Origin of the sequence: Flavobacterium sp. RSSA_27, assembly GCF_051547125.1 — a bacterium.
GTDB lineage: Bacteria > Bacteroidota > Bacteroidia > Flavobacteriales > Flavobacteriaceae > Flavobacterium.
The window spans coordinates 487322-513290 of sequence record NZ_JBPTTN010000001.1; the positions used below are offsets into that span (position 1 = coordinate 487322).

At 36.1% G+C, this 25969-nt stretch carries 20 protein-coding genes and 1 pseudogene; all 21 read left to right on the forward strand.

The features are described 5' to 3' along the window. Window positions 1-9: 9 nt before the first annotated feature. The 21 genes and pseudogenes from ACSVH5_RS02175 to ACSVH5_RS02275 all read left to right on the forward strand — a co-directional run bounded on the left by ACSVH5_RS02175 (window position 10) and on the right by ACSVH5_RS02275 (window position 25819). Window positions 10-630: a class I SAM-dependent methyltransferase gene (locus ACSVH5_RS02175; protein ID WP_438059823.1), complete on the forward strand. Its 621-nt coding sequence runs from the start codon at window positions 10-12 to the stop codon at window positions 628-630. Beyond that, window positions 627-2618 (forward strand): heavy metal translocating P-type ATPase, encoded by a 1992-nt coding sequence (locus tag ACSVH5_RS02180; protein WP_438059824.1) that lies wholly within the window; start codon window positions 627-629, stop codon window positions 2616-2618. The genes ACSVH5_RS02175 and ACSVH5_RS02180 overlap by 4 nt, the downstream gene beginning before the upstream one ends. 59 nt (window positions 2619-2677) lie before the next feature. Next, entirely contained in the window at window positions 2678-3055 is a 378-nt protein-coding gene (locus ACSVH5_RS02185) for a hypothetical protein (RefSeq protein ID WP_438059825.1), read from the forward strand. Window positions 3056-3280: 225 nt separating this feature from the next. Further along, entirely contained in the window at window positions 3281-4117 is an 837-nt protein-coding gene (locus tag ACSVH5_RS02190) for a DUF3347 domain-containing protein (RefSeq protein ID WP_438059826.1), read from the forward strand. 26 nt (window positions 4118-4143) lie between these two features. Then, the gene (locus tag ACSVH5_RS02195; protein ID WP_438059827.1) at window positions 4144-4722 is read left to right on the forward strand and encodes a heavy metal-binding domain-containing protein; all 579 of its coding nucleotides are present in this window, start codon (window positions 4144-4146) and stop codon (window positions 4720-4722) included. Window positions 4723-4813: 91 nt separating this feature from the next. Next, on the forward strand, window positions 4814-5863 hold the full coding sequence (locus ACSVH5_RS02200; RefSeq protein ID WP_438059828.1) for a YncE family protein: 1050 nt from the start codon (window positions 4814-4816) through the stop codon (window positions 5861-5863). A gap of 33 nt (window positions 5864-5896) precedes the next feature. After that, entirely contained in the window at window positions 5897-6571 is a 675-nt protein-coding gene (locus ACSVH5_RS02205; protein ID WP_438059829.1) for a DUF3347 domain-containing protein, read from the forward strand. Then, window positions 6572-7042 carry a heme-binding domain-containing protein gene (locus ACSVH5_RS02210; RefSeq protein ID WP_438059830.1) on the forward strand — a complete coding sequence of 157 codons (471 nt, stop codon included), beginning with the start codon at window positions 6572-6574 and terminating at the stop codon, window positions 7040-7042. A gap of 6 nt (window positions 7043-7048) precedes the next feature. Next, a pseudogene (locus ACSVH5_RS02215) lies at window positions 7049-10276 on the forward strand (efflux RND transporter permease subunit). Beyond that, window positions 10263-11516, forward strand: a complete 1254-nt coding sequence (locus tag ACSVH5_RS02220; protein WP_438059831.1) for a TolC family protein — start codon at window positions 10263-10265, stop codon at window positions 11514-11516. Before ACSVH5_RS02215 ends, ACSVH5_RS02220 begins: the two are co-directional and overlap by 14 nt. Before the next feature lie 2 nt (window positions 11517-11518). Then, window positions 11519-12766 carry an efflux RND transporter periplasmic adaptor subunit gene (locus ACSVH5_RS02225; protein WP_438059832.1) on the forward strand — a complete coding sequence of 416 codons (1248 nt, stop codon included), beginning with the start codon at window positions 11519-11521 and terminating at the stop codon, window positions 12764-12766. A gap of 1 nt (window position 12767) precedes the next feature. After that, the gene (locus ACSVH5_RS02230; RefSeq protein ID WP_438059833.1) at window positions 12768-13985 is read left to right on the forward strand and encodes an efflux RND transporter periplasmic adaptor subunit; all 1218 of its coding nucleotides are present in this window, start codon (window positions 12768-12770) and stop codon (window positions 13983-13985) included. A gap of 11 nt (window positions 13986-13996) precedes the next feature. Then, on the forward strand, window positions 13997-16534 hold the full coding sequence (locus ACSVH5_RS02235; RefSeq protein ID WP_438059834.1) for a heavy metal translocating P-type ATPase: 2538 nt from the start codon (window positions 13997-13999) through the stop codon (window positions 16532-16534). Window positions 16535-16539: 5 nt separating this feature from the next. Beyond that, the gene (locus ACSVH5_RS02240; RefSeq protein WP_438059835.1) at window positions 16540-17421 is read left to right on the forward strand and encodes a DUF2911 domain-containing protein; all 882 of its coding nucleotides are present in this window, start codon (window positions 16540-16542) and stop codon (window positions 17419-17421) included. 204 nt (window positions 17422-17625) lie between these two features. Then, complete coding sequence (locus ACSVH5_RS02245) at window positions 17626-19845, forward strand: multicopper oxidase family protein (protein WP_438059964.1); 2220 nt, start codon at window positions 17626-17628, stop codon at window positions 19843-19845. Between the two features lie 162 nt (window positions 19846-20007). Continuing rightward, window positions 20008-20643, forward strand: coding sequence for an SOS response-associated peptidase (locus ACSVH5_RS02250; protein WP_438059836.1), 636 nt, complete (start codon window positions 20008-20010; stop codon window positions 20641-20643). Between the two features lie 1379 nt (window positions 20644-22022). Beyond that, entirely contained in the window at window positions 22023-22445 is a 423-nt protein-coding gene (locus ACSVH5_RS02255) for a DUF6943 family protein (RefSeq protein WP_438059837.1), read from the forward strand. Between the two features lie 351 nt (window positions 22446-22796). Continuing rightward, the gene (locus ACSVH5_RS02260; protein WP_438059838.1) at window positions 22797-23591 is read left to right on the forward strand and encodes a hypothetical protein; all 795 of its coding nucleotides are present in this window, start codon (window positions 22797-22799) and stop codon (window positions 23589-23591) included. A gap of 2 nt (window positions 23592-23593) precedes the next feature. After that, window positions 23594-24055 (forward strand): hypothetical protein, encoded by a 462-nt coding sequence (locus ACSVH5_RS02265; protein ID WP_438059839.1) that lies wholly within the window; start codon window positions 23594-23596, stop codon window positions 24053-24055. A gap of 29 nt (window positions 24056-24084) precedes the next feature. Next, window positions 24085-24906 (forward strand): hypothetical protein, encoded by an 822-nt coding sequence (locus tag ACSVH5_RS02270; protein ID WP_438059840.1) that lies wholly within the window; start codon window positions 24085-24087, stop codon window positions 24904-24906. Further along, window positions 24899-25819: an ADP-ribosylglycohydrolase family protein gene (locus ACSVH5_RS02275; RefSeq protein WP_438059841.1), complete on the forward strand. Its 921-nt coding sequence runs from the start codon at window positions 24899-24901 to the stop codon at window positions 25817-25819. Before ACSVH5_RS02270 ends, ACSVH5_RS02275 begins: the two co-directional genes overlap by 8 nt. Window positions 25820-25969 lie beyond the last annotated feature (150 nt).

The window sequence follows — 25969 nt, forward strand, 5'->3', positions numbered from 1 at the left end:
ATTTGTATTATGAAAAACAATAAATCACATTGGGAAAATGTATTTGCAACAAAAAAACCAAATGAAGTAAGCTGGACTCAACAGTACCCAAAGACATCAATGGAATATTTAGAAAATTTAAATCTATCAAAAACTGCCAATATCATTGATGTTGGTGGAGGTGATAGTAATTTAGTAGATGCTTTAATAGAAAAAGGGTATCAAAATATTTGGGTTTTGGATATTTCAGAAGTGGCACTAGAAAAAGCTAAAAAAAGATTAGGAGAAAAAGCCAACTTGGTACATTGGATTGTTACGGATATTACCGAGTTCAAAACCGATGTAATTTTTGATTTTTGGCACGACAGAGCTGTTTTCCATTTCTTGACGGATGAAATAAATATTGCCAAATATGTAGCTTTAGTTGCAAATTCAATAGTTACAAATGGAAGTTTTCTATTAGGTACTTTTTCAGAAAATGGTCCATTAAAATGCAGCGGATTAGAAATAAAACAATATTCTGAAAAAACGATGAAACAAACCTTTAATGAAAATTTTGAAGCAGTAAAATGCTTTACCGAGAATCATATTACCCCCTTTGATACAGTGCAAAATTTTCAATTTTGTGGATTTAAAAAGAATAAATTATGAAACACCAACACAAATTCGATACGAGCGGAAAACAAATCTGCTGCACCTTAGAAGAAAAAATCAATCAACAGGCAGAACAGCATTCCGAAGATGACGGGCACGACCACGACCATTCAGGAGGAAATAAAAGCACCTTCAGGATGTTCCTGCCGGCAATCATAAGTTTTGTCTTATTGCTGATTGCCATAGGAATTGATAATTATTTTACTCAAAGCTGGTTCACCGGTTGGGTACGCATAGTTTGGTATATCCTTGCCTATATTCCGGTAGGTTTACCAGTCGTAAAAGAAGCCATTGAAAGCATTAGTAGAGGCGAATTTTTCTCCGAATTCCTGCTGATGAGCATTGCTACCATTGGTGCATTTGCCATTGGTGAATTCCCGGAAGGCGTTGCGGTAATGCTGTTTTATGCGGTGGGCGAAATATTTCAAAACCTGGCAGTTACAAGAGCCAAAGCCAACATAAAATCCTTGCTTGACCAACGCCCAGATGAAGTTAACATCATGGAAGGAAATGTTGTGCGTACAGTAAAAGCCGAGGATGTGCCAATTGGCGCAATAATTCAGTTAAAACCAGGAGAAAAATTAGGCTTGGATGGCGAATTACTTTCCGAAACCGCCTCTTTCAATACAGCTGCACTCACAGGGGAAAGCCAACCCGATACAAAAAGCAAAGGAGAAGCCGTTCTGGCCGGTATGATTAATTTGAATACCGTTTCGCAGGTAAAAGTAACCACTGCCTATACGGATAGTAAGTTGAGTAAAATTTTAGAATTAGTTCAAAATGCGACCGAGCAAAAAGCCCCTACCGAATTATTTATCCGAAAGTTTGCTAAAATCTACACCCCAATAGTTGTGTTTCTTGCGATTGCTATTTGTCTATTGCCTTATTTTTTTATCGATAACTATCAATTCAAGGAATGGTTATACAGAGCCTTGATTTTCTTAGTAATTTCCTGCCCATGCGCCTTGGTGATTAGTATTCCCTTGGGTTATTTCGGCGGAATTGGAGCAGCCAGTAAAAACGGAATTTTGTTCAAAGGAAGTAATTTTCTCGATGTAATAGCTACCATTCAAAATGTAGTGATGGACAAAACCGGCACCATGACCGAAGGCGTTTTCAAGGTGCAGGAAGTGGTTTTTAAACCCGATTTCGACAAAGAGGAAATTTTAAAAATGGTCAATGCCTTGGAAGGACAAAGTACCCATCCGGTGGCAACAGCCATCCACGACTATGTGGGTCCGATTGATACATCGATTGTTTTGCAAAATGCAGAAGAAATTTCCGGGCACGGACTAAAAGCAACGGTAAACGGGAAAGAATTATTGGTGGGTAATTTCAAACTAATGGATAAGTTTTCCATTACGTATGATATCGATCCGTCAAGCATCGTGTACACTTTAATTGCAGTGGGTTATGATAAAAAGTTTGTGGGTTATCTAACCATTGCCGACAGCATTAAAGAAGATGCGCAAATCACCGTCGATAAACTGAAAGCTTTGGGTGTAAAAACCACAATGCTCAGTGGGGATAAAGACACCGTTGTACAATTTGTCGTTAAGAAATTAGGAATTGCAAATGCTTTTGGCGACTTACTTCCGGAAGATAAAGTCAACAAAGTAAAGGAGATAAAGGCCAAAAACGAGACCGTAGCTTTTGTAGGCGATGGGGTAAATGATGCACCGGTAGTGGCTTTGAGCGATGTGGGTATCGCCATGGGCGGATTGGGTAGCGATGCCACCATAGAAACCGCCGATGTGGTGATTCAGGACGACAAACCAAGCAAAATCCCTATGGCAATCAACATTGGTAAGCAAACCAAGAAAATAGTTTGGCAAAATATAGCCTTGGCTTTTGCCGTAAAAGCAATTGTGCTTGTTCTTGGCGCAGGAGGACTGGCCACGATGTGGGAAGCGGTCTTTGCCGATGTGGGAGTAGCTTTATTAGCAATCTTAAATGCCGTTCGGATTCAGCGAATGAAGTTTTAAGGTTATTTTTAACATTCAAAAATAAATATTCCCTAAATTTGTACAACTTTGATAGTTTTATGAAAAAAATCCACCTCATATTTATAGTTTTATTAGGCATTTTCCTTATGCCTAATAAAACTATGGCTTGTGGAGGTGACAGTTCTACACATTCTTGTAAAAAAGAAGCCTCATTTGATAAAAATCAAAAAAAGGATTGTTGCTGTAAAGACAATGCTGAGAAAAAAGACCACAAAGAATGCGGTGGAAAATGCGGTCATTCAAAATGCGGTTGCACCACCACTTGTCCATCCGTATCTCTTGGGTTTTTATCCAACGCCATCTTTCAAAATAGAATACTACACTTTTCTTCCCAAAGAAAAGTTTGCTTTTTATATGCAACCCCAACCCTCTCCGATGGGTTTCATTCCATTTGGCTTATCCCTAAAATAGGCTAAATCCCCTTTTTTGACAGCCATAGCTGTGTCAAATTCAAAGCATTTTCATGAGAATTTAAGCAGGTGTGTATGCGCTGTTCTACGAAAAAGTATTTCTAATTGCCGTCTGGCAAGAGAAAATACTGAATTTTATCCGACTTTATTTTATCATCAAACCAAAGTAAAAAGCTTTGGTTCAAATACTTATATAAAATGAAAATTTCATTTATAAAAATAAGGATAGTAATGGTTGCATTGCTATCAATGTCTGTCCATGCACAAATTAAAAATGTAAAAACCGAAACCGTTAAAATATACGGAAACTGCGGAATGTGTGAAAAAACAATCGAAAAAACAGGAAACATCAAAAATGTAGCCATAGTGGATTGGAATGCAGACACAAAAATGGCGTCGCTAACCTATGATGCCCAAAAAACAAACCAGGACGAAATCTTGAAACGAATTGCATTAAGCGGTTACGACAGCGATAAATTTCTGGCACCTGATGAGGCTTATTCAAAACTGCCGGGCTGTTGCCAATACGAAAGAGAAGCCAAAGTGCCTGTTAAAATTGAAGCTGCATCAGTAGCGGATAAATCTGCACAAACTATAATAAATACAAATAACCAAACTTCAATAACAAATACCCAAACAGGACAGTTGAAAACTGTTTTTGATGCCTATTTTGAACTAAAAGATGCTTTGGTAAAAACGGATGGTACTAGTGCTTCTGCTAAAGCATCTGCATTACTTTCCGAAATAAATGCAGTCAAAATGGAAACATTAACAACGGATGAGCATATGGTATGGATGAAAATCTGGAAAGAATTGAAAGAACATTCGGAACATATTGCCGATACAAAAGACATCAAACACCAGCGGGATCATTTCATGGATTTATCGAATAAAATGCATGAACTTATCAAAGTTGTAAAATCAGAAACTCCTGTTTATTTTCAATTTTGCCCAATGGCAAATAGCGGTAAAGGAGCCAATTGGTTAAGTAAGGAAGATGCAATCAAAAATCCGTATTACGGTTCACAAATGTTGAGCTGTGGTAAAACAATTGAAACAATAAAATAATAGTAAACATCTAAAACAAAATAAAAATGAAAAATCTAATTATTATCTTAAGTCTATTTTTTGTTGCCAACAATACTATTTTGGCACAGGATACTAAAGAAACTTCTAAAACGGAGGTTAAAAATATGGTATATACTTGTCCTATGCATCCGGATGAAAAAAGTGCAGTTGAAGGTGGATGTAGTAAATGCGGAATGAAAATGGTGAAAACATCCGTAGCAAAACATGATGCCGCGATAAAAGGAAGTCAGACAAAAAGAAAAGTGTCTGCAAAATATGTATGTACCATGGATGGCGCAACTTCTGACAAACCGGGTAAATGCCCTAAATGTGGGATGAATATGCAGCAAGAAAATGTAAAAAAGCCAATGTATGCTTGTCCTATGCATCCAAATGAAATAAGCGCAATTGAAGGTGGATGCAATACTTGCGGAATGAAAATGGTAAAAACTTCCGTTTCCAAACACGATGCATCTATAAAAAGCAGTCAGACGAAAAGAAAAGTGTCCGTAAAATATGTATGTACCATGGACGGCGCAACTTCCGATAAACCTGGTAAATGCCCTAAATGTGGAATGGATATGACTGCAAAAGACCATCATTAATATTAGATTGATAATGTTGAGACTCTGTTCAAAAATGTATAACAGTGGTAAAATATATAAATCAATAAAATAACACTAAAAAAAATATAAAATGAAAATTTTATCAATACTAGCTTCATTCGTTGGGGCGATATTATTGACATCTTGTAATGACAACAATGACGATATGGACATGGCATTGAATGTTGATTATCCTGCTGCATATATTGTAAATGGTGAAGATGCAACGGTTTCAGTTGTCAAGTTAAGTACTAATGCAGTAACAGCAACTATTCCATTGATGGGAACTGGTTCAGGCATGATCATGTGGCCACATCACATTTCATCACACCAAGATCATTTGGCTATTGGCGTACCCGGAATGGATTTCTCAGCAGGTCATACAGGTAGTACATCGGGAATGACAGGGAAAATGTTGATTATTAATGCTATGACTGGTGAAACAATAAAAAGCATGAATCTTCCTGCCATGAACCACAATACAATCTACTCTCCTGACGGTACCGAAATATGGGTGCCACAAATGAACATGGATGGTAAAGTTTTGGTTTACAATGCTACAACTTACGCTTTAATGAATACAATTACAGCAGGAATGATGCCTGCGGAATTGACATTCTCTTCTGATGGCACAAAAGCTTATGTAGCAAATGGTGATGATGACAGCATTTCTGTAATTAATCTAGCTTCAAAAACGGTCGTAGCCACAATAACTGTAGGTGATAATCCGGTTGGCGCTTGGACTGGAAGTAATGGCAAAATGTATGTTGATAACGAGGACGGACAAACTATTTCAGTTATTGATGTCACAACTGATATGGTTGACGAAACAATCGCCTTAGGTTTCATGCCGGGGATGGCATCCTATAATGGTCCAAAAAATGAATTATGGGTTTCAGACCCAATGAATGGGAAAGTGCATTATTGGTCTTGGGATACAGGAATGAATATGTGGATGCATGGCAATTCTTTTAATACAGGTGCTGGTGCTCACGCAATTGCATTTACAGCAGACGGTAATACGGCTTATGTAACAAATCAAACAGCCAATACGGTTTCTGCTATCAATACCACTAATCATTCAGTAACAAAAACAATCAACGTTGGAAGAAAACCAAATGGGATTGTAATAAAAATGTAAAATAACCTTTTAGTAAATTAAAATTTAAACAAAATGAAAAATATAATCTTATCAATCATCGCAATGGTATTCGTATTGGTTTCATGCAACCAAAAAAGCAAAGAAGCTACAACAAATTCAGAAACAACTGAAACTTCTTCACAAATGTATGCTTGCTCTATGCATCCGGAAGTGCACGGAAAAAAAGGGGAAGCCTGCCCAAAATGCGGAATGGAATTGACCGAACCAGTAACGCATACAGCAGCCACTCCCGAAGAAAAAGCTACCTTTACATCAAATGTTAATATCGAAGGTATTGTATCAGCTTATCTGAATTTAAAAAACAAATTGGTAAATGATGATGCAAGTAGCGCTGCCGAAAATGCAAAATTGCTAATTACCGCTATCAACACCTTTGGAACGAAGGATTTAGATGCCAATCAGAAGAAAAATTTTATGGATATTGCTGAGGATGCCAAAGAGCACGCAGAGCACATAGGGGACAATGCAGGAGAAATAGCCCATCAAAGAGAACATTTTGTCTTATTAAGCAAAGACATCAACGATATGATTAAACTTTTTGGAACAAAACAAAAATTGTATCAGGATTTTTGTCCGATGGCAGATAATAACAAAGGCGCTATCTGGATAAGTGAAACCAAGGATATCAAAAACCCCTATTTTGGATCTGATATGTTAACATGTGGCAGTATAAAAGAAGAATTCTAAATGAAAATAAACATCAGGAAAACAGCATTTATTGGGCTGATTATTTTTTTGTTGATGCAGTTGTATCAACCCGCTCGTAATGAAAATTACGAGCCGGTTTCAGCTGCTAATTTCACAAGAGTATATACTGTTCCCGAAAATGTAAAAACTGTTTTTAGCACTTCTTGTTATGACTGCCACAGCAATAATACAAACTATCCTTGGTATTCTATGATTCAGCCTGGGCGTTATTATATGGAAAGCCATATAAAAGAGGGAAAAGAGAATTTGAATTTTGATGAATTTGGAAGTTATACCAAACGGAAACAGCGAAGCAAACTTGAATCTATGGTTGAGCAAATTGAAGAAAATAAAATGCCATTAAAGTCATATAGCCTAATGCACAAAAAAGCAAAACTTACAGCTCGTCAGAAAAAGGAAGTAATGGATTGGATTAGCAAGGTTAATGACAGTCTTTCATCACAAAATTAAAATGCTATGGTAGAAAAACTAATTTCATTCTCCCTCAGAAACCGATTTGTTGTGCTTCTTATAGCTGCTGGTTTATTTGCATGGGGTATTTACAGTGTACAGGAAAATCCAATTGATGCCATTCCCGATTTGTCTGAAAATCAAGTAATTGTTTTCACCGAATGGATGGGGAGAAGTCCACAGGTTATTGAAGCTCAGGTAACCTACCCGCTTGTTTCAAATTTGCAGGGAATTCCAAAAATTAAAAATATCCGCGGAGCTTCCATGTTTGGGATGAGTTTCGTGTACATCGTTTTTGAAGATAAAGTAGATACATATTGGGCTAGAACCCGGGTATTGGAACGACTGAATTACGCACAAAGACTATTACCACAAAATGTTGTGCCTACTTTGGGGCCTGACGGAACCGGAGTGGGCCATATATTTTGGTATCATCTGGATGCCAAAGGAATGGACTTAGGCGAGCAGCGTGCCTTGCAGGACTGGTATGTGAAATTTGCTTTGCAAACTGTTCCTGGGGTGGCGGAAGTAGCTTCTTTTGGTGGTTTTGAAAAACAATACCAACTGGTATTAGACCCTTTAAAAATGCAATACTATAATGTAAGCATGATGGAAGTCATGGATGCTGTCAAGGCCAATAACAACGATGTGGGCGGACGGAAATTCGAAATGAGCGATATGTCATACATCATTAGAGGTTTAGGCTATATCAAAAACATCAAGGATGTGGAAGCCATAGCTGTAAAAAATTATAATTCCATTCCGGTAAGGCTAAGAGATATCGGTTCCATACAAATGGGAGGCGATTTGCGGTTGGGTATCTTTGATGAAAATGGAAGTGGCGAAGTGGTAGGCGGAATCGTAGTAATGCGAAATGGTGAAAATGCCGATAAGGTAATTAATGCCGTAAAAGTTAAAATGAAAGAAGTTGAAAAAGGTTTGCCCGAAGGTGTCTCTTTCAAAACATCTTACGACAGAAGCGAATTGATTGAAAAAGCCATTGCATCGGTAAAAGGTACACTAATCGAAGAAATGATTGCGGTGTCTCTAGTTGTCCTAATTTTTCTTTTTCACTGGAGAAGCGCGTTAATTATCCTTATACAACTTCCAATATCAGTTTCTGTGGGTTTTATTCTGCTGGAAGCTTTTGGCATCTCTTCCAACATTATGTCTCTAACCGGTATAGCTCTAGCTATTGGGGTAGTGGTTGATGACGGTATTGTGATGGTGGAAAATGCTTACAGGACAATTTCAGAAAAACAAGAAGAAATGGACGGAAATTAATAGCTGAATACTATGAAAGATAAAATTAAAAAAATAATACAGCAGGAGAAAGACCCACTTAGTCCAGAGGAAAAGTTGAAGCTCATAGAATCTTCTTCTAAATTAGTGGGCCCGGGTGTTTTTTATTCCACAGTAATTGTAATTGCCTCCTTTTTACCAGTGTTTCTCCTCACGGGTATGGAAGGTAAATTGTTTAGTCCATTAGCATATACCAAATCGTTTATTCTAATAGTGGATGCCTTTTTGGCTATCACATTAACACCGGTACTCATTAGCTTTTTACTCAAAGGAAAACTTCGACCGGAAGATAAAAATCCTATTAACAGCAAATTAGAATCCTTTTATACCCCAATTCTGGTATTCTGCCTAAAGTGGCGTAAAACAATACTGGGAATAAATATTATTGCATTATTGATTGGAGTCTTAATGTTTACCCGATTAGGTTCCGAGTTTATGCCCCCCTTAGACGAGGGTTCTGTTTTATTCATGCCGGTTACCTTGCCCGATGTTTCTAATTCTGAAGTCAAACGAATTTTGCAGGTGCAGGATAAATTGATAAAATCGATACCAGAAGTTGCTCACGTACTGGGAAAAGCAGGTCGGGCAAACACGGCAACCGACAACAGTCCGATAAGCATGATTGAAACCATTATTCTGCTAAAACCCGAAGAAGAATGGAGCGAAGGCAAAACAAAAAATGATATTATAACCGAAATAAACAACAAACTGCAAATTCCGGGTGTAACAAACGGATTTACACAGCCTATTATCAATCGGATCAACATGCTTTCAACCGGAATCCGAACCGATGTGGGAATAAAAATATACGGTGCAAGTTTAGATACCATCGCTGTATTATCGCAAAAAATCAAGAAAGCCCTGGAAGGTACTTCCGGAATAAAAGATTTATATGCCGAACCAATTACAGGCGGAAAATATATCGATATTGAAGCAAAACGAGAAGTAATAGGAAGATACGGGCTTTCGATTGACGATATAAACAATGTGGTAGAAGCTGCTATTGGCGGAATGAAATTAACCACAACCATCGAGGGAAGACAACGTTTTTCTGTAAATGCACGATATGCCCAGGAATACAGAAATAGTCTTGATGCTTTAAAAAAATTACAGGTACAAACAATGCAATTTGGACCAATACCGCTAGAAACGGTAGCCGATGTAAAAATCAGTGATGGACCACCCATGATAAACAGCGAAAACGCCATGCTTCGTGGAAGTGTATTGTTTAATGTTCGGGAGCGTGACTTGGGAAGTACCGTAAAAGAGGCGCAGAAAAAACTAAACGCAATGATGGCCAAAATGCCCAAAGGCTATTATATGGAATGGAGCGGACAATGGGAAAACCAAATTCGGGCCAACAAGACTTTGAGCTTAATATTGCCAATAGTTGTAGTTATTATTTTCCTAATTCTATTTTTCACCTATCATTCCATGAAAGAAGCTTTAATCACCATGATAACAGTACCATTTGCATTAATTGGCGGAATTTTCATGGTTTATTTTTATGGAATCAATTTATCGGTAGCAGTAGCCGTTGGTTTTATAGCCTTATTTGGAATGGCCATAGAAACAGCAATGCTAATGACCATTTATCTGAATGAATCCATGAACAAAATGGTGGAGAAGCACGGAAATAATAAGGAGGTTATCACCGAAGAAATTTTAAGAGAATATATTATTGATGGTTCAGCCAAAAGATTGCGCCCAAAACTGATGACCGTCTGCGTTTCCTTATTTGGTTTGATTCCTATTTTGTGGGCAACCGGCACGGGTTCCGATGTGATGCTCCCAATAACCGTTCCGCTTATTGGCGGAACCATTAGCTCAACAATATATGTATTATTAGTAACCCCGGTTGTTTTTGAAATGTCAAAACTGCATGAATTACGAACAAAAGGGAAAATAGAAATTTTAGATGCTAAAGAATAACTATTATATCGCTCTAAGTTGTTTGATTTTAAGCTTTTCTTTCGGAAATGCGCAAACACTTTCATTGGTTGAGGTTTTAAAAAAAATAGAAGCCAATAATCCGCAACTGAAAATGTACGAAGCGGATATTCAAAGTATGGAAGCCGCCGCAAAAGGAGCCAGAAGCTGGATGGCACCACAAGTGGAAACAGGTTTCTTTATGACACCTTATAACACCAAAATGTGGAAAGCAGATGGAATGAATCCCGGAATGGGATCTTATATGTTGGGAGTCACTCAAATGATTCCTAATGCTTCTAAGCTAAATGCAAATGAAAATTTGATGAAAGCCATGTCATCGGTAGAAAATGAGAATAAAAATTTCACGCTAAACCAATTAAACGCATTAGCCAAAACCTATTATTATGAATGGATTATCAATAAGAAAAAAATAAAAATTGCCCAAGACAATCTTCTGCTTTTGGATTATATGATCAAAAGCATGGAAATTCGCTATCAATACAATATGGATAAATTGCCATCCTATTATAAGGCTAAATCTCAATATGCTGTTTTGCAGGCTATGATTGTCATGTTGGAAAATGATGTGACACAGCGAAAATACATGCTCAATACCTTAATGGCTCGTGATAAAAAGGCAAATTTTGAAATTGATTCCAATTATGAAATTAAAGAGTACAATTTACTGGACACCGATTTATCATCCTATATCAACAATCGCAGTGATATAAAAGCCATCGACAGAACAAAAGCTGTAAACGAACTGAAAATTGAAACCCAAAGAGTAGAAACACGCCCGGAATTCGGAGTAAAATACGACCACATGTTCACTTTTGGAAATCAGCCGCAACAGTTCTCTTTAATGGGAATGATAACAATTCCTATGCCTTGGTCAACCAAAATGAATAAAGCAAATATGGAAAGTTATAAATTTAAAAATGAAAGTCTGGAACAGCAAAAGCAAATGATAGCTAATGAAGCTAACGGAATGATAAAGGGAATGAATGCTGAATTTTTGAATGTGAAAAAACAATACCAAATCACGCAAGACAACATTATTCCTGCCCTAAAACGAAACTATGATACGGCAATTTTAGCCTGGCAAAACAATACCGGAGATTTATTTGTGGCATTAGATGCCTGGGAAGCATTAAATATGGCACAAATGGATGCGCTGGATAAACTGAAAAGTATTTTGTTAACCCAAGTGGAAATTGAAAAACAATTAGAAACCAAATGAGTATGAACAAGTATATAAAATATGGTTTGGTTTTTACCGTCATTTCCATCATCGGATTTGGTATGTATTACTTTGTGGTAAAATCAAAAAAATCTTCCGAAAAAGGGATTCAAAACGAAGTGTACACCTGTTCGATGCATCCCGAAATTATTCGAAACGAACCCGGAAATTGCCCGATTTGCGGAATGACATTAGTAAAAAAGGCAACAGAGAGCAAAAGTCCAACCGACAATTCCATTGACAATCTTTTGAAACCTACAGATAAGTTTGTCGTTGGAAACTATCAAACTACAATACCCAAAGACACGGTTTTAAATAGCGAAATAAGCCTGCCGGGAATTGTAGCATATGACCCAAATTCAGCGGTAAACATTGCAGCAAGAATAGGTGGCCGAATAGAAAGAATGTATGTCAATTATAAATACCAAAAAGTAACCAAAGGACAAAAACTATTTGAAATATACAGTCCGGAATTACTGACCGAGCAACAAAATTTCATTTATATTATTTCAAATGATGCGGATAATACTTCTATTAGAAATGCTGCCAAAAAGAAATTATTGCTGTATGGCATGACAAATAGCCAAATTAATTCTTTGATTTCATCCAAAAGTGCGAACCCAAAAATTACTATTTACAGCCCAGCCACCGGAATCATTAGCGGAACCGAAAAAATGAATGACCTGAGTTCTTCATCCATGCAAAATGCAACCAACAACACAGAAGTATTAGACATCAAAGAGGGAAACTATATTAAAAAAGGCGAAATCATTTTTAAATTAAAGAATACCGATAAGGTTTGGGGAGTTTTTAATGTTTTGCAAGGTTATAATAATCAAATAACAACCAGACAATCCATCACAATTCGCTCCGAAATGGACGAAGCGGATAGTTTCGACGCTCAAATAAACTTTATTGAAACACAACTAAATCCTTCGGATAAGTCCAATACAGTAAGAGTCTATTTAAACAACGATAGGCTAAAGTTGCCCATTGGGACGAGATTGGAAGGAATTGTAAAAGTAAATCCGTTAAAAGCAATTTGGCTGCAAAAACAAGCTTTGGTTAGCATTGGTGACAAAAAAATAGTCTTTCTGAAAATGGCTAATGGTTTCAAAGCAACTGCAATTAAAACAGGAATCGAGAGAAATGATTTTGTTCAGATTCTAAGTGGTATTTCCTCGGAGGATACGATAGCTAAAAACGCACAATACTTAATAGATAGCGAAAGTTTTATAAAACCCGATTAAAATGAAAAATTCAATAAATGCTTTTTGGTTTTTACTGCTAATTATGTTGTTTATCGCTTGTGACTCTAAAAATAAAGAAGATCATAGTAAGCACAAAAAAAACGAAGCAACCACATTTTATACCTGTTCTATGGATCCGCAGGTTAAAGAAGACAAAGCCGGGAAATGCCCTATTTGCCAGATGGATTTGACTCCGATGAAAAATGATGATTCAGCTTCCAATGAAATAAGTTTGAGTGAGCAGCAAATAAAATTGGGAAACATCCACATGCAAACCATCGCCGAAACACAAAATAGTTTAGAGCAAAATTTCACGGGTGTTTTAGCAACAAACCAAGAAAAAATCAATACCATTTCGGCAAGAGCTATGGGGCGAATGGAAAGACTCTACGTAAAAACTCTGGGAGAATATGTGCGTAAAAATGATGCCTTGTACATTTTATATAGCGAAGATATAGCCATAGCCAAACAGGATTATTTCAACGCCTACAAGCAACTTTCCATGCCGGGAGATTTTGGTAAAAATGCACGAAATATGAGTAATGCTGCCAAACAAAAACTAGTATTCTTTGGTTTATCCAATGCCCAAATTGAAAGTATAAAAACCAGCTCCGATGTTTCTCCATATACCACTTTTTACAGCACGGCAAATGGCTATATTACAGAGATAATTGCTGCCGAAGGCAGTTATGTCATGGAAGGCTCAGGCATAATAAAAGTAGCAGATTTGAACAGCCTATGGTTGGAAATACAAGTAAATGTAAATTATGCAAAAAACCTGCACCTAGGGCAAACAGCACAAATCAGCTTTGCCGATTTTCCAGATAAAACTATCAATGCAAAAGTTAGTTTCATTAATCCCGAAATCAATCCCGATACGAGACTGCTTCTAATCAGAATGCAGATTCCTAATCAGAATCTGCAATTAAAACCAGGAATGCAGGCTGTCGCCAAATTGAAACAATCCAATGTAAAAGGACTCTTTGTTCCTGTTGATGCCGTTATTCGGGAAGAAAATGCATCCTATATCTGGATTGAAAAAAGACCGGGAGTATTTGAAAATCTCATGGTAGAGACAGGCGCGGAGATAAACGGTCTGATCGAAATTAAATCTGAAATTGACGGTTCAAAAAAAATAGTCCTTTCAGGAGCTTATGCGATAAATAGTGAATATAAATTCCGAAAAGGTAGCGACCCAATGGAAGGAATGAAAATGTAATTTTAAAGATTATGACACACACTTATACTATCACAGGAATGACTTGCGAGGGCTGTCACTCTAAAGTTGAAAACGCTTTGAATTCGATAGAAGGGATTAAAGCGACTGTTGTTTTACATCCTCCAATGTTAACCCTGACTATGCCGAAACACATTCCTATAGCCCAATTACGAGAGGCTTTAAGAGCTGTAGGTAAATATACCATTTCAATAAAGGATGCAAAAGGGACAGCATCAGAAATGGATAAAGACCCCGCAGAAAAATCGTGCTGTGGTACAAAAAAACAAGATAACAAAGATGTTGAATTTCTTCAAAATAGTAAAGCAGGAAAATACTATTGCCCAATGCATTGCGAAGGTGAAAAAGTGTATGATAAAGCAGGCGATTGTCCCGTGTGTGGAATGGATTTAGTCAAAGCACCTGACTTAAATGATGTTAAAACTTTGTTTACCTGTCCCATGCATCCGGAAATAATAAAAGAACAACCAGGTTCTTGTCCGATATGCGGAATGGATTTAGTACCAATGGAACCCAATGATAGCGAAGACCAAAAAAACTACAAAAATTTAGTGCATAAATTGAAAGTAGCCGTAATTTTTACCATTCCGGTTTTTGCCATTGCAATGATAGAAATGATGCCCAATAATCCGTTACTCAAAATAATGGATGCCATAAAATGGAATTGGGTACAATTAGTATTAACTCTGCCGGTAGTCTTTTATGCCTGTTGGATATTCTTTGTTCGCGCATGGAAATCAATAATCACTTGGAATTTAAATATGTTTACCCTTATCGGAATCGGTACAGGCGTAGCTTTTCTATTTAGTTTAGTAGGAATGTTTTTTCCTGATATTTTTCCAAACGAATTCAAAACAGAACACGGAACAGTATTATTATACTTCGAAGCCACAACAGTAATTCTGACATTGGTTTTAGTGGGTCAGGTATTAGAGGCCAAGGCACACAGCCAAACCAGTGGCGCAATCAAGGAACTATTAAAGCTCGCCCCAACCGAAGCCACTTTGGTACTGGATGGCGTCGATAAAATAATTTCCATTCACGACATCAAAGAAGGTGATTTCTTGCGGGTAAAACCCGGAGAGAAAATACCTGTGGATGGAAAAATAAGCGATGGAGAAAGCAGTATAGACGAAGCAATGATTACTGGCGAACCTATTCCGGTCGATAAAAAGAAAGATGATAATGTGATTGCAGGAACAGTAAACGGTAACAAATCCTTTGTAATGATTGCCGAAAAAGTAGGCTCGGAAACCCTGCTTTCACAAATCGTAAAAATGGTAAATGATGCCAGTCGTTCCAAAGCACCAATTCAAAAATTAGCCGATAGTATTGCCAAGTATTTTGTGCCGATAGTAGTGATTATTGCAATAATCACCTTTTTTGTTTGGGCAAAATTCGGTCCCGAACCGGCATTAGTTTATGGTTTTATAAATGCGGTTGCGGTATTAATTATTGCTTGTCCCTGTGCACTGGGATTGGCCACACCAATGTCTGTAATGGTGGGTGTGGGTAAAGGCGCACAATCGGGAGTTTTGATAAAAAATGCTGAAGCATTAGAAAATATGAACAAAGTAAATGTTTTAATAACCGATAAAACAGGCACAATAACAGAAGGAAAAACATCGGTAGAAACCATTTTTGCATCAAATAATAATGAGAATGATTTGTTGCAAAACATCGCTTCCTTAAATCAATACAGCGAACATCCATTAGCTCAAGCGGTCGTAAATTTCGCAAAAGCAAAAACCATTTCATTAATAGAAGTAAAAGATTTTGAAGCCGTTGCAGGAAAAGGAGTTACAGGGACTGTGACTAATAAAAAAGTAGCATTAGGCAATAAAAAACTAATGGAACAAGTCAAAGCTTCTATTTCGGATGATTTAGAAAACAAAATTATAGCCGAACAAAAACTAGGTAAAACAGTTTCCTATATTGCTATTGACGGCGTTGCAGTTGGTTTTGTTTCGATTACAGATGCAATAAAATCATCAAGCAAAGATGCCATTAAGGAATTAATGCAACAAGGAGTTGAGGTAATTATGCTTACAGGCGACAATGCAAATACAGCCAAAGCAGTTGCTGATCAATTAAATTTATCATCCTATAAGGCGAGTTGTTTACCCGAAGACAAATTAAACGAAATAAAACGTTTACAATCCGAAGGGAAAATTGTAGCAATGGCGGGCGATGGTATAAACGATGCTCCAGCATTAGCAAAAGCCGATATTGGAATTGCAATGGGAACAGGAACTGATGTGGCTATAGAAAGCGCTAAAATAACTTTAGTAAAAGGCGATTTACAAGGCATCGTAAAAGCCAAGAATTTGAGCCACGCCGTAATGCGAAACATCAAACAAAACTTGTTTTTTGCTTTCTTCTACAATGTTTTAGGAGTTCCTGTTGCAGCCGGAGTTTTATATCCGTTTTTTGGAATTTTATTATCACCAATGATTGCCGCTTTAGCAATGAGTTTTAGTTCTGTTTCTGTTATTTTAAATGCTTTGAGATTAAGAAATTTAAAACTTTAAAAAAAATGAAAAAAATGAAAAAAACTATTTTATTAAGCATAATACTTTTACAATCAATAATGATTGTCGCACAAGACAAAGTTCAAATCAGATTAACGGCACCTAGCCCAGCAGCATCTTTTGAGCAAGAAGTAGGTAGCGCAAAAATTAAAATGACTTACAGCCGGCCATTAGTAAGAGGTAGAAAAATATTTGGTGAGTTAGTGCCTTTTGATAAACTTTGGCGCACTGGTGCTAGTGATTGCACTGTAATAACCACTTCCGAAGATATTTCTTTTGGCAGTAATATATTAAAAGCTGGCAGTTATTCCATATTCTCAATTCCTTCAATCAAGGAGTGGACTATAATTGTTAATACAGATACTACTTTACACGGCGAAACGGGTTATGATGAAAAAAAAGACGTTATGCGTTTCAAAGTTCCTGTAGAAAAGAGTCTAAACTTTTATGAATCATTTACAATTGAATTAAATGACATCAATAGCAAAGGAGAAGCATTTATAAGAATCCTTTGGGAAAATACAATGGTTAAAATACCAATAAAGAGTAAGGAAGACGATACAATAGTAGCATTAATAGAACACCACATCATTAAAGGAAAAACTCAAGATGTCACTTTATTATTTCAGGCGGCTAATTATTATTACGGTACGAATAGAGATTTTAAACAAGCTATGGTATGGCTTTTAGAAGCTGAAAAAATAAATCCTCAAAATTTCTATTACCCAAATTTGAGACAAAAAATAGCTGCAGAATTAAAAGAGTATTCTACAGCAATTGAAGCTGCAAAGAAAGCTCTGGCTCTGGCCGAAAAAGATAAAATGAAAAGTGACATCGTTACATTAAAGAAAAGAATAGCTAATTGGGAAATACTATTAAAAAATTAAAGTCACGTTAAAATGGCAAACATCAAACAAAATTTATTCTTTGCTTTCTTCTACAATATTTTAGGAGTTCCTGTTGCATCCGGAGTTTTATATCCATTTTTGGGAATTTTATTATCGCCAATGATTGCCGCTTTAGCAATGAGTTTTAGTTCTGTTTCTGTTATTTTAAATGCTTTGAGATTAAGAAATTTAAAAATTATAAAAATGAAATCACTTTATATATTATTACTATTTACTTTTACAATAAGTGCGCAAAAAATCGTTCGTTACGATCTATATGTACGAGATACAATAGTAACTTTTGGCGACAAACCAAAACGTGCAATTGCCGTAAACGGTCAAATTCCAATGCCAACTTTAACATTTACTGAAGGCGATATTGCTGAAATTTATGTTCATAATGAATTGAAAGAAAGCACCTCATTGCATTGGCACGGCTTGTTTTTGCCAAATAAGGAAGACGGTGTTCCAAATCTTACCCAAATGCCAATCGAACCCAACACCACACACAAATATACTTTTCCAATCATACAAAACGGCACACATTGGTATCACAGCCATTCAGGTCTGCAAGAGCAAATCGGAATGTACGGAAATTTTGTAATGCTCAAAAAACCAACCGACCCAACTTTCAGAAAAGGAATTGACGATTTGCCAAGCGTTCCAATAGTTTTAAGCGAATGGACAGACGTAAATCCTGATAACGTTCACCGAATGTTACACAACGCAACCGATTGGTTTGCTATCCAAAAAGGCACAACACAAAGTTATTCCGAAGCAATCCAACAAGGTCATTTCAAAACCAAAGTTACCAACGAATGGAAGCGAATGAACGCAATGGACGTGAGCGATGTATATTACAACAAATTTTTAATCAACGGAAAAAATGAAAGCCAATTCTCGCAGTTCAAAGGTGGCGAAAAAGTGCGTTTAAGAATTTCAAACGGTGGTGCATCAACTTATTTTTGGCTAAACTATGCAGGAGGAAAAATCACAGTTGTTGCCAATGATGGTAATGATGTTGAGCCTGTTGAGGTTGATAGATTAATTGTAGCCGTTTCTGAAACCTACGATATTGTGGTAACCATTCCTGCAGACAAAACCGCCTACGAATTATTGGTAACTTCCGAAGACCGAACAAAATCCGCTTCTTTATATTTGGGCGATGGCATCAAACAACTCACTTCTACGCTACCAAAATTAAAATATTTTGAAGGTATGAAAATGATGAACGATATGATGAAAATGAACGGAGATTTAGACGATATGGGAATGAGTATGTCTTACAATCAAATGGATATGAACGTAGTAATGTATCCAGAAATTACAGGCGAAGCCAAACCCAAAAGAGAAAAAATGGACAATATGAAAATGACCGAAGACGATTACAATAGCAACAAACTTTCGGATATTGTAACTCTAAATTACGCAATGTTAAAATCGCCAACCAAAACCACTCTTCCAAAAGATGCACCTATAAAGGAGTTAAAATTTGAACTTACTGGGAATATGAATCGCTACGTTTGGAGTTTAGACAACAAAGTAGTTTCAGAAACCGATAAAATTTTAATCAAAAAAGGCGAAAATGTGCGCATTACTATCTACAACGGCTCAATGATGCGTCACCCAATGCACTTACACGGACACGATTTTAGAATATTAAACGGACAAGGCGATTATGCTCCATTCAAAAACATTATCGACATTATGCCAATGGAAACCGATGTTTTAGAATTCAATGCCAATGTAGAAGGCGATTGGTTTTTTCATTGTCATATTCTCTACCATATGATGAGCGGAATGGGTAGAGTTTTTACTTATGAAAATCAAGCATCCAACCCATTAATTTCAAATCCAAAACTAGCACAACGCAAATTATTTGCCGATGATAGAGCATTTCACTTTATGGCAGAAAATGATTTTGCAACCAACGGTAATGATGGCGAAGCAATGTATCAAAGTACCCGTTGGAGTATTGGTACAGAATGGAGATTAGGGTACAATAATATGCACGGTTATGAAGCCGAAACCCATATTGGAAGATACATTGGTAAAATGCAATGGCTAATGCCTTTTGTTGGTTTTGATTGGAGGTATCGTAAAATGGGAATAGACGAGCAAGAAAAAAACATTTTCGGTCAAACTAATACTAAAGATAACAGAGCTGTTTTTAGTGTCGGAGTTAATTATACTTTACCAATGCTCATTATGGCACAAGCCGAAGTTTTTACAGATGGAAATGTGCGTTTACAATTCGAAAGAAAAGATATTCCTGTTTCAAAACGACTTCGAATGAGTTTGATGTGGAACACCGACAAAGAATATATGGCAGGATTACGATATATTGTAAAACGAAACTTTGGCATAACAACTCATTATGACAGCGATATGGGAATTGGTTTTGGAGCTAGTTTAAATTATTGATTTTTTGTTTAAGGTTAATTTCTAATGCGGAATCTGGGATAAATACAACATAAGTAATAACATCCAAAAAACATTCTCTAAATTTGATAAGCAAATAGAATCATCTCCATTAAGTGGCTAATCACTGAGGACTATTCACTACTCACTAATCACTTTTAAAAAATGTGCTTCCATTCCAAACAATCCAAAGCGGTCTCAGAAGTAGAAAATCGATTCAAAGCCAAAATTGATAAGATAGCGCTATTCCATCCCAAGGAAAGCATCAATGGCTTTGATTTCGCATTGAACCCTGTTATAACAGACGAACAACCGGTAGTCATTACACACTATAATTGGGGCTTAATTCCCTCTTGGGCCAAAGACGAGGAAATAAAAAAACTAACCCTCAACGCTAGAATTGAAACCATTACAGCAAAACCTTCATTTAGAAATGTAGTCAACCAACGATGTTTGGTTATTGCTAATGGCTTTTATGAATGGCAATGGCACGATACCAAAGGCAAAAACAAATCAAAGTTTGAAATAGGTCTTGAAAATGAAGAACTATTTGCTTTTGCGGGTTTGTATTCAACATGGCAAAATCCAACAACAGGCGAAGAAAAAAACACTTATACCATTGTAACCACAGAAGCCAATCCCTTGATGGCAGCAATTCACAACATCAAAAAAAGAATGCCCATCATTCTCCATCCAGAAGACGAACAAAAATGGTTACAACACGAACCCATTCAAAAATTTGCGTATCCCTATGAAGTTAATTTGGTCGCCAAAAATCTAAACTTCAATACCCTCTTTTAAGCACGACTTACCTTCAAAAAACTAAAATTACACGTTCGCCGTCAACCCTCATATTTTCCGTCTCCTATGCCACCGCTGGCCACCGCGCAAGAAAAAAGGACTGTCATGGTTTTTGTCCCTACCCGCATCAAGCACTTTGCCTGCTGGTAGAAGTACCGTCTATACATCCAATTCCCGATAGCCAGCAGCCAAAGAGCTTGCCAGCCGCACACACAAAAACCCGTACGCTCCGCAACTCATGCCAGTCCTTTTTTCTCCCCAAGCTATGTTACATAATGAGGCATTATAGTTCATGAAATCAAGTCTTTACTGTCATTCATCTATCGGTCATGAACTATAATATCATTATGTAAAATAGCCGCTCACCCCACGCGCAAGCCAGTGGTTCCATGACCACTTTTTTTGTAGCTCCCGTCGCATCACCCTGCTACAAAAAAAACGGTCCTTCACCACTGGCCTCAACAAGACCCCTTTTCATAAGATGTTTTGCGTTCTTCCCCTTTCTATTCACGTTTCCGTTAACTGTTTTTAAATACGGTGTGTTTAAAGCGGTAGTATTTGCATTGCTTTTGTGAGTGCCTTACCGTTTCTCATCAATAGGATTCTGCGCACTATAAATCTGCTCACTGATCACTACTCTAGCACCCACAAAACCAAATTCCCAGCAAGAGTGTGGTTGTGTAAGGGCCACAAATACCCTGCTAATTGGTTTCCCGCTGGTTCAATGCTTTCCTTTCTCAAACAGACACCCGTTTTCAATCGATAAGGCCTCAGTAAGCCAAAACACCATCGACAGCATCGCCCCAGCAGAAAACCAATCACAAAATCACTACCCAGCCCTTACAAAACCACACCCTTGCCTGCGCTACTGCCCCATCACACTAGGAAGTAGTAGTGTTGCTTTTTGAAGAGGCTTCCCCGTCTAGCATCACACCCCGACTGAACACTTTAACCTGCTCACTGAACACTATTTCCAGCCTCCTCAAAAACCAAATTTCCGAACACCATTTATCTAAATCCACACACTAGAACATCGCATGAAAAAATAAAAAAAAAGAGAGCGAAGGTAAGTTCCAGGTATTCAAAAAAGCAAGTTCAAGCCCTCTGGGTTTCAGTAAAAATCTCCACCCTCGTTCTGTAATTTTTTCAAAACCTTTTGATTATTCCAGTTAACTGCTCCTATCAAATTCTCTTACGGTTTCCCGGGTAGTATTTTTCCTGAAAAACTTGCTTTTTTGAAACCTTCCACTTCAAGAGAGTGCTTTCTTTTTTTTTCTTTTTTTTCTTTTCAAAAAATTTTATAGATGTCGAGCAAGGCGAGACGTCTTGGGAAAATAAGAAGTAAAAAGGAAAAATCTAACCCTTAAAAATTTAGCACTATGTTACACTTCTTGATCAAAACCCACAAACCTGGAACCAATTACAAACAGCCCCATTTTTTCATTTTAAACAAAGGAAGGAACAGCGGCAAGCCGCAGAAAGAGAGCTTCACCAACAGTTTTGTAATTATTTGCAAAACCGAAGCTGAGGTAGAAGACAGTTTCTGGATCGCTTTCTCCCTTTGGAAATCCAAATTTTGGCACCAGCACCTCATCGGATCCGTGATCCCTTTTATCCATTTGGCCGAATTCCAAAAAGAATTCATCAGCAAATCAACGCAATTAATGCAAGAACACGAGGAACACCAAAAAAATATCGAAGCTTTAAAACTCCTAGAACAACAGGAAAAAAGATTCAATCAAAACATCAACCTAATCAATGATCTTAGAAAAGTGATCCTATATAGGTATTGCAACAAATAACGATAAAGTCATAAATAACAACTAGTAATGAAATGGTAGCAGCTACGAATTCCCCTCTTGAAATCGAAGATTCAACGACTCTAAAAAAATAGTAACTGGAGTTAGAGGGGTTAGGGGTGTGTTTTTAGAAATTTGAAAATACAATACTTTTTTTTGAACAAAATAAATATGTACAAATTATAAGGTTTATGAAAACAATAAGGACTATTCCTTATTATGTATTTTTTTTCGATGAAATACATGAAATTTTAACTAAAATTATTTTTTAATGCACATTATTAAATAATGTTATTTTTTATCCAAAAAAAGCTTATATATTTAATATTGATCAGTCATTTATTTCTTACAATTATGAAAAACAACTCAAAAATCATCGCGTTGGATTTACAAAATGCTACTCTAGAAAACCTTGAAAATTGGTTTTGTGCTAACGATTTTATAACGGCTGAAACAACTAAAGAGTTCATACGGTTTCGAGTTAAAGATCAAGAAAATCGAATCCAAAGGATTTTTGTTATCAATGATACTTTTTTTGGAATAGTTTCGAAAGATACTTTTCTCAATATCGATATACCAAGTTGGTTTTCTGATGAATTCCAAGAAAATTGTATACCGATTCAAATAAGAGATATAGAGCAATATCGGGCGGTTATCATTGATTGGATTTTTAATTCCCATAAGACAAAAACCCAAACAGGTATTGAATTGAAAGCATTTCAAAAATTCAAGCAAGATTTTCACTTAATGATATTTCCTCATTTTACTTCCTGTATAACTTGCGTAGATGTAGAAGAACTGGGTTTTAATTTAAAAGAATTTTTCCAACCTTTAAACCAAAAGTTTAAAGCCATTCATTCCGAATTTAGACAATATTATCCAAAAGCAAATTACTTGAAAGATGTTAAACTAACCAAAATTTACATTATCGAAAAATACATTTTAGGCTATACTTTCCGCTTGGAAAATGAACCTTACGAACATTTTTTTTTCAACATTCATTTTGAAGATTTGATGTACCAACTTACGCCATTTAGATTTGATGATGTAAAAGAACTTACAGTAGATACCATATTAGAGAAAATTACTAAAGTTGGCATTGAAAATTTAACACAAGAAGAATGCGACTTCTTAAATAACCAAAAATAAGTATGATAAAAGTTAGAAAGCCTGGAATCAATATCGGAGAGTTAATTTCCCATTACAATGGATACAACAGAAAGATAAACCAATCTGAACAACATTTAACAAGCCAACGAATTAAATTTATAACAAGCCAAGAACTCAATGGTGGCGAAGAAGCCAATTATTGTTTTGAGTTTGCTTTATTAAATAGGAATTTTTTAATGGCTTTAGACCAAGAAAAATTATATGAAATTTTAGAAGATGGAGAAGATAAAGTTTATGTTTTGCTCACAGAATCATGGTTTTATATTGTAAAAAGTTTTGAAGAAAATAACAAATATGTAACTCAAATTATACTAACCTTGCACTATGAGTACACCCCACAAGCAGAATATCATGAGAATTTTGACGTGCAACTCAATATGATGAACGAACCAGAAGTTAAAAATTGGTTCAGTCAAATTAGACCTCGTGAGGAGGAAATCTAAATAATAGTAATTTTAAATTTATAAAAAAAATGGAAAATCATCCTTTTACAAATGGTCGTTGGTTGAATAACAATAATCATTTAGATTTGAATGGCAAATGGATAAATAATCATAAATATTTTGCTTATATGCCAATTAAAAAAACTAAAAGTATTATTTTAGGTTCGTTTCCTATCTGGCAAATATCAATTGGAGAAGTAACTGATGATAATTTTGAATTCTTTTATGGTAGTCGTTACAATGACTTATGGAATTGTATTGGAAATTTATTTAATGTTGATATTAATAATCTTGAAAACAGATTAAACATATTAAATAAATATGAATTTGGAATTACAGATATTTTAAAGAAAATTGATAGAAATCCTATCAATAGCAATAAAGATAAAGATTTAATAGGATTAAAATATAATGATATACTAGCTTTAAAAGATGATTATGATGCTATAATCAATATTTACACTACTTCAGGTGGTAAGGGTTCAATTGGAAATTTGAGAACTAAAAATGTAGCAACTTGGTTTAAAGACTCTTTAAATAATAATGATTTAAATGGATTCAATCAAAAAAGTTTTGTTAAAAGAATTACTATAAATAATGTGAAATTTAACTTAATTTATCTATACAGCCCAAGTAATAGTGCTAATACATCTATACAAGGAGTTTTGAATAAGAATAATAATTTTGGAATTCAAAATTTAGATATTTACACATTTAGAAGATTACAATGGGGGTATTTTTTAAAAAAATTTCATTTTGATAATGTTAATAACATTGATAATATTGAAAATATTTGGAATCAAGTAAATCAAAACCAACAATTATTAAATTTTTTTGAGGACAATGCCTAATCACTTCCAAACCATCCTCATCGGCACCGCAGTAGGTGACGCACTTGGCGTTCCTGTAGAGTTTGAACCACGAGCTAAGCTAAAAGCAAATGCGGTAACGGATATGCGTGAATATGGCGCACATCACCAACCGAAAGGTACTTGGTCGGATGATACGTCATTGATGTTGTGTTTGGCAGAAAGCCTAGTAGAAGGTTTAGATCTAAACAAACTGGCTCAAAAATTCATAGCTTGGAAAAATGATAATTTTTGGACGCCACACGGTTGGGTGTTCGACATTGGCATCGGAACCAGAGTGGCAATTGAACGCTTAGAAGATGGTGAACTTCCAGAACTAGCGGGTGGTTTTGAAGAAATGGACAACGGTAATGGTTCGCTTATGCGTATTTTACCTTTAATTCTTTACACCAAAGATTTAGACATAGGACTACGTTTTGAATGGACCAAAAAAGTATCTTCTTTGACCCACGCTCACGTTCGCTCCTTAATGGCCTGTTTCTATTATTTAGAATTCGCCAAAAAAATCATCGAAGGCAAAGATAAATTTGAAGCATACATTGAACTACAAACAGAATTGTTTCAGTATTTCCAAAGCAGAAAAATCAATCCATTAGAAATTCAAAAGTTCAGCCGATTATTGTTCGATGATATATCAAAAGTGGAAGAAGACAAAATTCAAAGTTCAGGTTATGTCATACATACATTGGAGGCTTCAATTTGGTGTCTTTTAACGACAAATAGTTATGAAGAAGCCGTTTTAAAAGCTGTCAATTTAGGTCACGATACTGATACAACTGGAGCGGTAACTGGGGGTTTAGGTGGATTAATGTATGGATTTGACGCTATTCCAACAGAATGGCTGAATGTTTTAGCAAGAAAAGAAGATATCATTAAATTATCGAATCAATTATAAAAAAATTGGGGAAGTCAAGAATTGATTTACATTACATTTTAACTATTTTCATTCGTATGCTAAATCACTAAAAAAGGTCGTCATAGTATAAGTTTACTTAAAATAATAAAAAAGCCTGATCCAAACGAATCAGGCTTTCGTATAAATTCG